Origin of the sequence: Algibacter amylolyticus (genome assembly GCF_014202225.1) — a bacterium.
In the GTDB taxonomy this organism is placed as follows: domain Bacteria; phylum Bacteroidota; class Bacteroidia; order Flavobacteriales; family Flavobacteriaceae; genus Algibacter_B; species Algibacter_B amylolyticus.
The window spans coordinates 21,506-33,834 of sequence record NZ_JACHGE010000013.1 but is presented as its reverse complement, the minus strand read 5'-3'; the positions used below and the strand labels follow the sequence as shown (position 1 = coordinate 33,834).

The window sequence follows — 12,329 nt, the reverse complement described above, 5'->3', positions numbered from 1 at the left end:
AAAATACAAACGGTTTAATATGTTTTTTTCGTTTACTGCCAAGGTTTTATTATCAATTATTCTTTTTAATCTTTATTTTTTTTGGCGGATTTACTGAAGGCGCCAACCCTTTTTCTTTCATTACTATTACCACATTCGACTCCATTTTAAGCCTCATGAGTTTCGATCGACCATCTACAAATGCCGATCGCATTTCTTTTACTTCATTTTTTAATCGAGCAATTTCATATACCTTTTTATCTGCACTATGCGAACTCGCAATCATTACTATGGCTAACCCAGAAATAAAAAGTATTAACCGCCAGCTTTTAAACGAATCATCACTAATTAAAAAAGACCCCTTTAATATGTTATAGATATTCTTCTTCATTCTTTGCTTCTTACTAAAAGGAAGGATTAAAAGCTTATTTATAGCTTTTCTGCAACACGAAGCTTTGCACTTCTTGCCCTATTATTAATTTTAATCTCTTCTGCCGTTGGCACAATTAATCCATTTACCTTTTTTAGAGGCACCTCAAAGTTCCCAAACATATCGCGTTCTGGTTCTCCTTCGAACATGCCATTTCTAATAAATCGTTTTACCAACCTATCTTCGAGAGAGTGATAGGATATAAAACTTAATCGACCGCCAACTTTCAACACTTCCGGAGTTTGCAATAAAAACTCTTTTAAAACCTCAATTTCTTGATTAACCTCTATTCTTATAGCTTGATAAATTTGAGCCAACACTTTATTCTCAAAACGCGGTGGCAAAAACTTAGCTAAAACTTTTTTTAACTGTTCACTTGTTACTATTGGCTCTGTCTCTCTGTACTCAACAATTAACCTTGCCATTGCTGGAGCTGCACGCAACTCGCCATATTGCAAAAACACTTGCTTTAACTGGGCCTCGTCATACTCATTAATGACATGAAAAGCAGATAATTTATTTTGTTGATTCATCCGCATATCCAAATCTGCTTCAAACCGTGTTGAAAAACCACGTTCTGCAACATCAAACTGATGCGATGACACCCCAAAATCTGCTAAAATCCCATCCACTTCTTTTGCACCGTGAAACCTCAAAAATCGCTTTACAAACCTAAAATTCTCATGTATAAGCGTAAACCTATCATCATCAATTGCATTTTCAAGCGCATCTGGATCTTGATCGAAAGCATACAACTTTCCTTTATCACTAAGTCTACTTAAAATTTCTTTACTATGACCGCCACCACCAAAAGTGACATCTACATAAACACCATCCGGATTTATATTCAACCCATCAACTGTTTCTTTTAAAAGTACCGGATTATGATATTCCATGCTCGTCATCGTCTTGTCCCATTACTTCCTCTGCCAAATCCGCAAAATCAATTGCAGCATCATCAATAGCTTGTTCATACAAATCCTTATCCCAAATCTCAATAATATTGATTGCCGAAGCCACCACTATATTTTTAGAAATATCTGCAAAAACCGTTAAATCCTTAGGGATTAACAACCTACCATTAACATCTACCTCAACCATTTTGGCCCCAGCAGTAAACCTTCTAATAAAATCGTTATTCTTCTTTTTAAACTTATTTAGCTTATTCATTTTTCCCATTAACACCTGCCATTCGCTCATTGGGTAAAGTTCTAGGCATTTTTGAAAAACAGAACGACGCAACACAAAACCATCCTGCAAAATCGCAGAAAGTTGCTTTTTGATTGCAGCAGGCATCATTAATCTGCCTTTTGCATCAACCTTACAATCGTATGTGCCTGTTATTAAATCCAATGCGTTTTGCTAAACTTTAAACGTTTAAATGTCAAATATATTGAAAATAATCCCACTTTATACCACTATATACCACTTTGTTAATAAATTTTCGATTAATTACGATTTTAATCCGATTTCTGAAAATAGAAAACACCACATCGCATAACAAGAACTTCGATTTCAAACTTTAATATTCAAATTACAAGATTGTTAATATGTTAGTTTTTGGTTTTTCTAAATTTCACTCCGTAACACAATTCATTTTACTTGAAAGCAATAATTATAGTAGAAATATGAATGAAATAACTATATTTGTTTTTAACGAATGAATGACTAACTGATTAATGACGCATCGTTTAAAAAAAGAAGAAAAATACAGCTATATAGAAGCAGGTGAAGGCACTCCAATAATAGTGTTACATGGCTTAATGGGAGGATTAAGCAACTTTGACGCTGTAACTGAATATTTTTGTACCAAAGGGTATAAAATAGTAATCCCCGAGTTACCACTTTACAGCAAATCTTTGCTTAAAACTAACGTAAAGCATTTTGCAAAATATCTGCATGACTTTATTGAATTTAAAGGCTACAAAGAAGTTATTTTATTAGGAAACTCTTTGGGAGGCCATATAGGTTTATACCACACCAAACTTTACCCGGAAAGTGTTAAAGCTTTAATAATTACGGGAAGCTCTGGACTGTACGAAAACGCTATGGGCGGCGGATACACCAAACGTAGTGACTACGAGGTAATTAAAAAGAAAGCACAAGACGTGTTTTACGACCCTGAGGTTGCTACTAAGGAAATTGTAGATGAAGTGTACGAAACCGTAAACGACCGAAACAAGCTTATAAAAACTTTAGCTATTGCCAAAAGTGCTATAAGACATAATATGGCTAAAGATCTACCAACACTATCGACACCAACTTGCATAATTTGGGGTAAAAATGATGGCGTTACACCTCCAGAAGTTGCCGAAGAATTTAATCAATTATTACCAGATTCTGAATTGTTTTGGATAGACAAATGTGGGCATGCTGCTATGATGGAACACCCTCAAGAATTTAACGACATTCTTTACGCTTGGTTACAAAAACGAGGATTCTAGTAATAAATTCTAAAAGAAAAAACTCTAAATCCCATTAATGAGATTTCCTCTTTCGAGGGAATAACAAAAACACATTTCTAATGAAAATTAAGTCTGCCGAATTTGTAATGAGTAACTCTGATGTTGCTAAATGCCCGAAAAGCAGATTACCGGAGTATGCTTTTATTGGCCGTAGTAATGTTGGAAAGTCTTCATTAATAAATATGCTAACCAGCAGAAAAAGTTTAGCTAAAACTTCAGGAAGACCAGGAAAAACACAACTTATTAATCACTTTTTAATTAATAACAACTGGCACTTGGTAGATTTACCAGGTTATGGTTACGCTCGTGTTTCTAAAAGCTCTAAGAAAGTCTTTCAAAAATTTATAACCCAGTATTTTGGCTCACGCGAACAACTCGTAACGGCTTTTGTTTTGGTTGATATTAGACACACGCCACAGCCAATCGATTTAGAATTCATGCAATGGTTAGGAGAAAACGGTATTCCGTTTTCAATTATATTTACTAAAGCTGATAAATTGCGTCCTCAAGCCATTGAGAAACACGTTGACGACTATAAAAACATCCTTTTAGAAACTTGGGTGGAAGTGCCTAACTACTTTATTACCTCATCATCTAAAGACATTGGAAAAGATGATGTTTTAGGCTATATTGATGGATTGAATGAGAATATGAATTTGGAAGCTAATTAAGGTTACTTTATTATTTAAATATTGCTTTTAATTTTTCACATCCAAAGCATCCCTAAGCGCATTCCCTATTAACATAAACGCCATTACCAAACTCATAATACATAGTCCGGGAATAATAGCTAAATAAGGTTTACCTAAAATAATATAATTGTAATGATCTTTAATCATAGCACCCCAACTTGCCATTGGCGGTTGCGCACCAATACCTAAAAAACTTAATCCGCTTTCTATTAAAATGGCACCCGCAAAATTTGCTGCCGATATTACAATAACTGGCGCCATAATATTTGGCAAAATATGCTTTACTATAATTCTTAAATCGGTATAACCAAGTGCCCTTGCTGCAGTAACATATTGCATTTCCTTTGTACTAATTATTTGCCCGCGCACTACCCTAGCAACCTCAACCCACATGGTTAAACCCACTGCAATAAACACTTGCCAAAATCCTTTTCCTAAAGCTAAAGTAATAGCAATAACTAACAACAGCGTAGGGATTGACCATGTTACATTTATAACCCACATAATTACAGCATCTACTTTACCACCAAAATAACCGGCTACGCTCCCCATAAATATGCCAATTACCAATGAAATAAGGACTGCAACAAACCCTATAAAAAAGGAAATTCTTGCTCCAACTAAAACCCGACTTAATAAATCGCGGCCGTATTTATCTGTACCAAAAAGGAATGTTTTTTCTTTAATAAAATCTTTTACTTTTCCAGCAGGAAACACACTTAGCATAATCGTTTTTTCTGCACCTTCTAGTCCATCAGCAGCATATTCTTTATATTCCAATTCATCATCCTTAATGGTATATGACGTAATAGGAATCTCGGAATCTGTATTTTTCTTTCCAAAGAATAGTTTATCAAAAGCACTTTGATCCACTTTTATTTTTGAAGGTATTGTAAGCATGGTTACTTTAAATCCCGGTTTTTCTGAATGGATAGCCAAATGCATTTGATTTGCGTATTGCGAATTATCTGGTGCAAACACATAAGCAAACACAGATACTAAACCTACCAAAACGATAAAGTAAAAACTAAAAACGCCCCAAAAGTTCTTTTTAAACTTTTGGAGCGCTAGTTGTTTTAGTGAGTTTGATTTATGACTCATTTTAATATATTTTGTAAACGAACTCTGTTAAAATGAATTCTACTATAATTTAATTTTGAACCGTAGATGCTACCTTTTTCATAGGATATGCCGATTTTAAATCTTCAAGCACATTAAGCGCCTCTTCAACATAAACATCCTTTTTTAAACTAGCATGCCAGCGATCGCGTTTTTCTTTTAAATCGGTAGTATCTTGAGCTATTAAGGCTTTTTCAAAACCATGAGACTGGAAAGTTAAATTTGAATCGTAATCTGACATAGCATCGAATTTTTTCGATTCAGCTTCATTAGCTTCTAATTGCGCTTTGTAAGTTTTATAGTTTAAAGAGAAAACTGTTTCATCAATTTTACTTTTCACCCATTTAGCATTTTCTTCAATAAGTTTTAATTGACCGTTAGTACTCATGCGCTTTTTACTATTTGCAATAGTTGCATCGTAATCGAAATAATGATCCCAAGGTGTATAATCGGCTGCATCAATTTCATCATAAGGCAACGGATTATCTTTATCCTTTTCACCTACATCAATAAAACTAAAACGCCCTGGTACATTTACATCACTTTTAACACCTTCTAATTGTACAGAACCACCATTAATTCTATAGTATTTCTGTCTTGTAAGAGCTAAAGCACCTAAATCGCCACTCGTATTATTTCGTAGCATATTATTTAAGTCTATTACATTTTGCACGGTTCCTTTACCATACGTCTGCTTACCTCCAATAATAATGGCGCGTTTGTAATCTTGCATTGCCGCCGCCATAATTTCTGAAGCCGAAGCCGAAATCTCGTTAACTAAGATAACCAACGGACCATCCCAAGAAATAGATTTATCTCTATCTCTTAAAACCTCCTTTGGCTGATCTGTAGAGCGCACCTGAACAATGGGACCATCTTTAATAAATAATCCTGCCATGTCTACAACTGCAGGTAAAGACCCACCGCCATTATTACGTAAATCTAGCACTAAACCTTGCATACCATCGGCTTTTAAACGCTCAATTTCTTCCTTAACATCCTTTGCAGCATTAATGTTTTTATAATCTTGAAAATCGACATAAAAAGCAGGTAAGTTAATTATACCAAACTTCATATTATCCTTCTCTACTATTGATGCCTTAGCATAAGTTTCAACCAACTCTACAACATCTCTCACAATTTCGACATCTTTTACAGAACCATCCACCTTTTTAATGGTAAGTGTTACTTTAGTTCCTTTAGGCCCTTTAATGTATTTTATAGCATCGTTAATACGCATACCAACAATATCTACAGCTACATCTTCATCTTCTTGTTTCACTTTTAAAATAACATCTTCAACCTCTAACTTATTACTTCTCCAAGCTGGACCTCCAGAAATTAATTCTACTATTTTAATATAATCCATTCTTTTCTGAAGTCTTGCACCTATGCCTTCTAATTTACCAGACATACGTTGATCGAAATCTTCTTTTCCTTTAGGTGCTAGATAATATGTATGCGGATCGTACTCTTCAACAATAGTATTTACATAAATAGCAAACCAATCTTCTCGTTGTTGATCATCAATATAATCTTCAAAATAAATATTTATAGATTTTAAAGTCGCCTCTCTAGCTTCTTTCTCAATCTGCTCATCAGATTTTAAAACATAATCAGGATCTGCTACCTTAGCTCTTTTTTCTTCTTCAAGGATATCATCGTAGTTAGAAAGTGTAGAAAACTTTAATTGCTTTCTCCACCTGTCCTTAAGTTCTCTTTTGTTTTTTGCAAACGTGCTATTTTCGTAGTTTGTATCAAAATCTTCATCTATAGTATAATCAAAAGGTTCCGATAGCACTTCTTTATAAATTTCTTTAGCCTCTTCTATACGTTTTAACATACGCTCATTAACCACATTAAAAAATGTAATATCTGTAGCTTTAAGCTGATCGTCGATATTCAATTTAAAGGCTTCAAAATCTTCGTAATCCGATTGATAAAAATAACGTTTCACAGGATCTACAATTTCTATGTAATCCGCAAACAATTCGGCAGAAAACTCATCGTCCAATGCTATAGGATCAAAGTGACCTTGATCTAACACAAATGTTATTATTTGTATTAATAGTTTGTCTTTATCTGGGTTACTAAATTTCTTTGATGTAAAACTACAGGATGCAAATGCTAACAAAAGCATTAAGGAGAGTACTTTATAATTCCTTTTCATAATATTTTTCATGTGTTAATCTTTATTTGCTTCTAAAAAGCACAGCATATTTTTCACTAAAATAAAAGAAAAAACCGTGCCAAGAGATTGAAACGCTACTAATTTTTTGTTAAAGCAAAGAAAATAAGGGTATACAACCGAAATTATGTATTTTAGCGTTGCATTTTAGAAATTGAAAATGAGCAAAAAACCCCTTATACTTGTTACAAACGACGATGGTATTAACGCCCCTGGAATACGTGCTTTAATTAGCGTTATGAACACCATAGGCGATGTTGTTGTGGTAGCTCCAGATAGCCCGCAAAGTGGCATGGGACACGCCATAACATTAAACTCCACGTTATACGCCGAGGAAATTAAAATAGATAATGGGCCGCAGAAGGAATTTAGTTGCTCTGGCACACCTGCAGATTGTGTTAAGTTAGGTATACGCGAGTTGGTAGGCAGAACTCCAGACCTCTGTGTTTCGGGAATTAATCATGGCTCCAACGCCTCTATTAATGTTATTTACTCTGGCACCATGAGTGCTGCTATTGAAGCTGGTATTGAAGGTATTCCAGCTATAGGATTTTCGTTATTGAATTACAATTGGGAAGCTAATTTTGAAGCCTGTAAAGCCTATGTTAAAACCATTACCAAAAATGTAATAGAAAACGGTTTACCTAATGGCGTAATTTTAAATGTTAACATCCCTAATATTCCTAAAAAAGAAATAAAAGGTATTAAAGTTTGCCGACAAGCAAAGGCGAATTGGGTAGAAAAATTCGATAAAAGAAAAACACCACAAGGCAGAGATTATTATTGGCTTGCGGGAAAATTTGTTAATTTAGATGGCGGTGAAGACACGGATGAATGGGCACTTGAAAACGGCTATGTATCATTAGTTCCCGTTCAATTTGATTTAACAGCACATCATTTTTTAAAAGACTTAAATGGTTGGAAATTTAACCACTAAAATATAATTATAGTAGATGAAAAAAGACGTTTTTATAGGTATGTTTGTTGGTTTAATTGCCAATGCCATAGGTTTATTTTTTACAGCCAATTTATTAGGAAAAGGAGATGATTTCACTTTAGTTATTAAAGCTGCCGCTGAAGAAGGTTTTCTAGGAAAACTAATAAGTCTAGGTGCTATATTAAACTTAATAGCCTTTTTTATTTTTATAAGAAAAAGGCAAGATTATCGTGCACGAGGTGTTTTACTTATTACAGTATTTATAGCTGTTTTTACATTTGTTTTTAAACTTTTCTAAAATGAAGTACTACATTATAGCTGGAGAAGCATCGGGCGACTTACATGGCTCAAACTTAATGAAAGCACTAAAAGCAGAAGATGCTAATGCCGAAATTAGGTTTTGGGGTGGCGACCTCATGCAAGCTGTTGGTGGCACTTTAGTGAAACATTATAAAGAACGTGCTTTTATGGGGTTTATTGAAGTCATCATGAACCTAAACAAAATTTTTAAAGACATTTCTTTTTGCAAAAATGACATTTCAAGTTTTAAACCCGATGTTATTGTATTTATAGATAATTCTGGCTTTAATTTACGCATAGCTAAATGGGCAAAAGAAGCAGGGTTTAAAACAAGTTATTATATTTCTCCTCAAGTATGGGCCTCTAGAGCTAGCAGAGTTAAAGCTATTAAACGGGATATTGATAATATGTATGTTATCCTTCCTTTTGTAAAACCATTTTACAAAAAACATGACTATGATGTTACTTTTGTGGGCCACCCACTAATTGATGCTATAGCTAATAGAAAACAAGTAGGCGTACTTAAATTTAGAGAAGACCACCAATTAGGCGAAAAACCAATTATAGCTTTATTACCAGGAAGCAGAAAACAAGAAATAACAAAAATGCTTTCTGTTATGCTAAGTGTAGTTGATGAGTACACCACCCATCAGTTTGTAATTGCCGGAGCTCCAAGTCAAGATTATAGTTTTTACGAAACTTTCATAAAAGCAAATAATGTAAAATTTATTTCGAATAAAACGTACGATTTACTTAGTGTTTCTACTGCAGCTTTAGTTACATCGGGAACAGCCACATTAGAAACCGCTCTTTTTAAAATACCACAAGTAGTTTGCTACAAAGGCAGTACTATTTCTTACCAAATAGCAAAGCGTATTATTACTTTAAAGTTTATATCGCTAGTTAATTTAGTAATGGACCGAGAGGTTGTTACCGAACTTATTCAAAACGATTTTAATAAAAAGAACTTAAAAAAGGAACTCGATAAAATTTTAGACCCCGAAACACGAACCAAATTATTTTTAGACTATTACGAGTTAGAAAAAAAATTAGGAGGTGTTGGTGCTAGCAAAAAAACAGCATCACTTATCTACAAGTCCATAAAACCTAGTCTTTAAATGAAAAACACCTTATTAATCCTACTTTTAATTATTAGTTTTAGCAGTTGCAAATCTTCTAAACGCGAAAAAAACAAGAGAACTTCAACGACTAAAATTATTACCAAGAAAAACAAAAAAGAAAGCAACACCACTACTTATAAAAAACCAAGCAACACATCATCGCGTAATATATCTAAAGCCGATTACATTGTGGATTATGCTAAACAGTTTAAGGGTGTTCGTTATAAATGGGGTGGCACAACAAAATCTGGTATGGATTGCTCTGGCTTAATTTATGAATCTTTTAATTCTTATGATATTACGCTTCCTAGAATATCTAGAGACATGGCTAAAAAAGGATTTAAAATAGCTCTTAAAAAAGTAACAAAAGGCGATTTGCTATTTTTTAAAACAGGAAACCGCAGAAACTCCATTAACCATGTTGGCTTAATTGTAGATATTAGAGATAACGACATTAAATTTATACATGCCACAACAAGTAAAGGCGTTATAATATCTGGTCTTAATGAAAGCTATTGGCTAAAAGCGTTTCATGAAGCGCGTCGTGTCTTGTAAGATTTTTTATTATCTTACATGAGTATGCGATTACTCAACTTCACTATAATTAAACTTACTGTTTGCCTTATTTTAGGCATTACCATTGGTTATTTAAACCCTGTTTCGATTCTCTTTGCTTTACTAACAACAGGTTTTCTTTTGTTGTCCTTACTTATTTTTTACCTGATTGCCAGAAAATCGTTTACCAAAACTATTTGGTTTGGTAGTATAGCTTTTTTAGCTATGGTTTCCATTGGAATTTTAACAACCACCATTCATAATCAAAAAAACGTAGCAAATCATTATACCAAAGTCATTTCGAATAATATTGATAGCCTAAACACTGTAACTTTTAGGATTCGAGAAGTTTTAAAACCAGGTAATTATTATGACAAATATATTATCGATATTTTTGAAGTCAATAGCACAAAAGCATCCGGAAAAACACTTTTAAATATTCATAAGGATTCTTTAAAACCATCATTAAAAGTTGATGAAATTTATATTAGCAGAACACCTTTTAAGAATTTAATACCTCCTCTTAATCCGCATCAATTCGATTATAAAAGTTACTTAAAGAAACAATACATTTTTCATCAACTATTTATAAATAACGAATCGCTATTTCCTGTTGATCATAAGACCACTACCCTGTTTGGTATTGCTGCAAGACTCAGGCAACATATAAATAAAAAATTAGAACCATATCATTTTAAACCTGATGAATTAGCCATTATAAACGCCCTTATATTAGGACAACGACAAGATATTAGTAAAGCTGTTTACACGAGTTACACCAATGCCGGAGCTATTCATATTCTAGCCGTATCTGGACTTCATGTTGGTATTTTATTATTAATACTTAGTTTTATTTTTAAACCACTAGAACGTTTTAAACACGGCAAACTCATAAAAACCATTTTACTAGTTAGTATATTATGGAGTTTTGCGCTTATTGCAGGATTATCGGCTTCGGTAACAAGAGCGGTAACCATGTTTAGTATTGTTACTATTGCATTAAACCTTAAAAGGCCAACAAATATTTATAACACACTTGCTATAAGCATGTTTGTTATACTACTTGTAAAGCCTATGTTTTTATTTGATGTTGGCTTTCAATTAAGCTACTTAGCCGTTTTTGCCATTGTAGCCATAGACCCCTTGATTTATAGCCTTTGGAAACCTAAATATTGGCTTCCCGATAAATTGTGGCATACGTTTACCATAACGGTATCTGCGCAATTTGGAATTATACCAGTAAGCCTTTATTACTTCCATCAATTTCCTGGATTATTTTTCATTTCTAATTTAGTTATCATTCCTTTTTTAGGCTTCATACTTGGTTTAGGGCTTCTTGTAATATTATTAGCTATGATAAATTGTCTTCCTCAATTTGTAGCCGATGTTTACGGCTATATTATTTACCTAATGAATACTTTTATAGGATGGGTATCTAAGCAAGATGCATTTTTATTAAAAGACATTTCGTTTAGTTTGCTATACGTTATTGTTTTCTATTTGCTAATTATAACAGGAATTCGATTTCTTTTTAAAAGAAATTACAAGAATTTAAAACTATTTTTAATTGCTGTTCTTGTCGTTCAAAGCGCTTTTATTTTTAATGCGCTTAACAAACCCTCAAACGAATTTATTGTGTTTCATAAAAGCAGATTTAGCCTTATAGGACAAACTCTTAATAATACCATTATTATTGCTAACGATTTTGATAGCATCACTAAATCGACAAATAATATTATTAGAGATTATACCGTGGGAAACCATATTGAAACATTTGAAGAACAAAGTATTCCTTATCTATATCAACTTAACAAAAAGAATATTTTGGTAGTAGATAGCTTGGGGATTTATAATATAAGAACCTTAAAGCCCAAATATGTTTTATTAAGACAGTCACCTAAAATTAATTTAAACAGATTGATAGATTCTTTAAACCCAAAGCTTATAATTGCAGATGGTAGCAATTATAAATCTTACGTAGAACGTTGGGAACACATATGCAGAAAAAGAAAACTCCCTTTTCACCAAACAAGTAAAAAGGGAGCCTTTATATTAAAATACTGATTTTTTAAATCGTTTTATTCACAATAGTATTGGCAACTTCAAGCCATTTACTTGCACCACCACGCACATAACCTGTTTTACCAAGGCTATTTAAATTCATTTTTCCATCTGGCATTTTTTCGGGTACAACAAAATGAACGGAAGGATAACCTCTTACTTTAAAGATACTTTGCAACTGACGGTTTTGCATTTTAATAGCCTCGTCCTGTGCTGTTCTTCTAGGAAAATCTAATTCCACCAAAACAACATCATTAGACCATTTTTCGAAATCTGGAGTTTTAAACACTTCGTTTTGCAATTTGATACACCATCCGCACCAATCGGATCCTGTAAAAAACAACATCACTTTTTTATTTTCCTTAATTGCGATTTCAAAAGCAGAATTAACATCGGTATGCCAAGTTAATTTTTCTTGCGAAAAACTATTTGCAGATATTAAAACACCTAAAACTAGTGTTAGCAGAATTCTTTTCATTTTT

13 protein-coding genes are annotated in these 12,329 nt (G+C 33.3%); 7 read left to right on the top strand and 6 right to left on the bottom strand.

Features of this window, described 5'->3' with window-relative positions; translation table 11 throughout:
• Positions 1 to 52: 52 nt before the first annotated feature.
• The 3 genes from HNQ90_RS17565 to mraZ are packed head-to-tail and all read right to left on the bottom strand — an operon-like array spanning position 53 to position 1,762.
• The gene (locus HNQ90_RS17565; protein ID WP_144118220.1) at positions 53 to 370 is read right to left on the bottom strand and encodes an FtsL-like putative cell division protein; all 318 of its coding nucleotides are present in this window, start codon (positions 368 to 370) and stop codon (positions 53 to 55) included.
• A gap of 38 nt (positions 371 to 408) precedes the next feature.
• Entirely contained in the window at positions 409 to 1,305 is an 897-nt protein-coding gene (rsmH, locus tag HNQ90_RS17560; RefSeq protein WP_144118221.1) for a 16S rRNA (cytosine(1402)-N(4))-methyltransferase RsmH, read from the bottom strand.
• Entirely contained in the window at positions 1,292 to 1,762 is a 471-nt protein-coding gene (gene mraZ, locus HNQ90_RS17555; protein WP_144118222.1) for a division/cell wall cluster transcriptional repressor MraZ, read from the bottom strand. The genes rsmH and mraZ overlap by 14 nt, the downstream gene beginning before the upstream one ends.
• A gap of 326 nt (positions 1,763 to 2,088) precedes the next feature.
• On the opposite strand from mraZ, the gene HNQ90_RS17550 reads away from it, so the two are divergent.
• A complete protein-coding gene (locus HNQ90_RS17550; RefSeq protein WP_144118223.1) occupies positions 2,089 to 2,853 on the top strand; it encodes an alpha/beta fold hydrolase in 765 nt (254 codons plus the stop codon).
• An 80-nt stretch (positions 2,854 to 2,933) separates the two neighbouring features.
• Positions 2,934 to 3,545 (top strand): ribosome biogenesis GTP-binding protein YihA/YsxC, encoded by a 612-nt coding sequence (yihA, locus tag HNQ90_RS17545; protein ID WP_144118224.1) that lies wholly within the window; start codon positions 2,934 to 2,936, stop codon positions 3,543 to 3,545.
• A 27-nt stretch (positions 3,546 to 3,572) separates the two neighbouring features.
• Here yihA and HNQ90_RS17540 read toward each other — a convergent pair whose 3' ends face one another.
• Both HNQ90_RS17540 and HNQ90_RS17535 read right to left on the bottom strand, forming a co-directional pair.
• Positions 3,573 to 4,667, bottom strand: coding sequence for an ABC transporter permease (locus tag HNQ90_RS17540; RefSeq protein ID WP_144118225.1), 1,095 nt, complete (start codon positions 4,665 to 4,667; stop codon positions 3,573 to 3,575).
• Positions 4,668 to 4,716: 49 nt separating this feature from the next.
• A complete protein-coding gene (locus HNQ90_RS17535; RefSeq protein WP_144118253.1) occupies positions 4,717 to 6,855 on the bottom strand; it encodes a carboxy terminal-processing peptidase in 2,139 nt (712 codons plus the stop codon).
• A 178-nt stretch (positions 6,856 to 7,033) separates the two neighbouring features.
• Between HNQ90_RS17535 and surE the strand changes: the two genes are divergently transcribed.
• The 5 genes from surE to HNQ90_RS17510 are packed head-to-tail and all read left to right on the top strand — an operon-like array spanning position 7,034 to position 11,850.
• Complete coding sequence (surE, locus tag HNQ90_RS17530; RefSeq protein WP_144118226.1) at positions 7,034 to 7,810, top strand: 5'/3'-nucleotidase SurE; 777 nt, start codon at positions 7,034 to 7,036, stop codon at positions 7,808 to 7,810.
• Positions 7,811 to 7,826: 16 nt separating this feature from the next.
• Positions 7,827 to 8,108 carry a hypothetical protein gene (locus HNQ90_RS17525; RefSeq protein WP_144118227.1) on the top strand — a complete coding sequence of 94 codons (282 nt, stop codon included), beginning with the start codon at positions 7,827 to 7,829 and terminating at the stop codon, positions 8,106 to 8,108.
• Between the two features lies 1 nt (position 8,109).
• The gene (gene lpxB / locus HNQ90_RS17520) at positions 8,110 to 9,228 is read left to right on the top strand and encodes a lipid-A-disaccharide synthase (protein ID WP_144118228.1); all 1,119 of its coding nucleotides are present in this window, start codon (positions 8,110 to 8,112) and stop codon (positions 9,226 to 9,228) included.
• Positions 9,229 to 9,786: a C40 family peptidase gene (locus tag HNQ90_RS17515; protein WP_144118229.1), complete on the top strand. Its 558-nt coding sequence runs from the start codon at positions 9,229 to 9,231 to the stop codon at positions 9,784 to 9,786.
• 24 nt (positions 9,787 to 9,810) lie between these two features.
• A complete protein-coding gene (locus tag HNQ90_RS17510; RefSeq protein WP_144118230.1) occupies positions 9,811 to 11,850 on the top strand; it encodes a ComEC/Rec2 family competence protein in 2,040 nt (679 codons plus the stop codon).
• Between the two features lie 4 nt (positions 11,851 to 11,854).
• On the opposite strand, the gene HNQ90_RS17505 is transcribed toward HNQ90_RS17510, so the two are convergent.
• The gene (locus tag HNQ90_RS17505; RefSeq protein WP_144118231.1) at positions 11,855 to 12,325 is read right to left on the bottom strand and encodes a thioredoxin family protein; all 471 of its coding nucleotides are present in this window, start codon (positions 12,323 to 12,325) and stop codon (positions 11,855 to 11,857) included.
• Positions 12,326 to 12,329: the final 4 nt, after the last annotated feature.

What these genes read in the sequence shown, in the direction of transcription:
- HNQ90_RS17550 (WP_144118223.1), top strand. Translation starts at nt 2,089, where the DNA reads ATGACGCATCGTTTAAAAAAAGAAGAAAAATACAGCTATATAGAAGCA.
- HNQ90_RS17510 (WP_144118230.1), top strand. Translation starts at nt 9,811, where the DNA reads ATGCGATTACTCAACTTCACTATAATTAAACTTACTGTTTGCCTTATT.
- HNQ90_RS17540 (WP_144118225.1), bottom strand. Translation starts at nt 4,667, where the DNA reads ATGAGTCATAAATCAAACTCACTAAAACAACTAGCGCTCCAAAAGTTT.
- lpxB (WP_144118228.1), top strand. Translation starts at nt 8,110, where the DNA reads ATGAAGTACTACATTATAGCTGGAGAAGCATCGGGCGACTTACATGGC.
- HNQ90_RS17525 (WP_144118227.1), top strand. Translation starts at nt 7,827, where the DNA reads ATGAAAAAAGACGTTTTTATAGGTATGTTTGTTGGTTTAATTGCCAAT.
- rsmH (WP_144118221.1), bottom strand. Translation starts at nt 1,305, where the DNA reads ATGGAATATCATAATCCGGTACTTTTAAAAGAAACAGTTGATGGGTTG.
- HNQ90_RS17515 (WP_144118229.1), top strand. Translation starts at nt 9,229, where the DNA reads ATGAAAAACACCTTATTAATCCTACTTTTAATTATTAGTTTTAGCAGT.
- surE (WP_144118226.1), top strand. Translation starts at nt 7,034, where the DNA reads ATGAGCAAAAAACCCCTTATACTTGTTACAAACGACGATGGTATTAAC.
- HNQ90_RS17565 (WP_144118220.1), bottom strand. Translation starts at nt 370, where the DNA reads ATGAAGAAGAATATCTATAACATATTAAAGGGGTCTTTTTTAATTAGT.
- yihA (WP_144118224.1), top strand. Translation starts at nt 2,934, where the DNA reads ATGAAAATTAAGTCTGCCGAATTTGTAATGAGTAACTCTGATGTTGCT.
- HNQ90_RS17535 (WP_144118253.1), bottom strand. Translation starts at nt 6,855, where the DNA reads ATGAAAAGGAATTATAAAGTACTCTCCTTAATGCTTTTGTTAGCATTT.
- HNQ90_RS17505 (WP_144118231.1), bottom strand. Translation starts at nt 12,325, where the DNA reads ATGAAAAGAATTCTGCTAACACTAGTTTTAGGTGTTTTAATATCTGCA.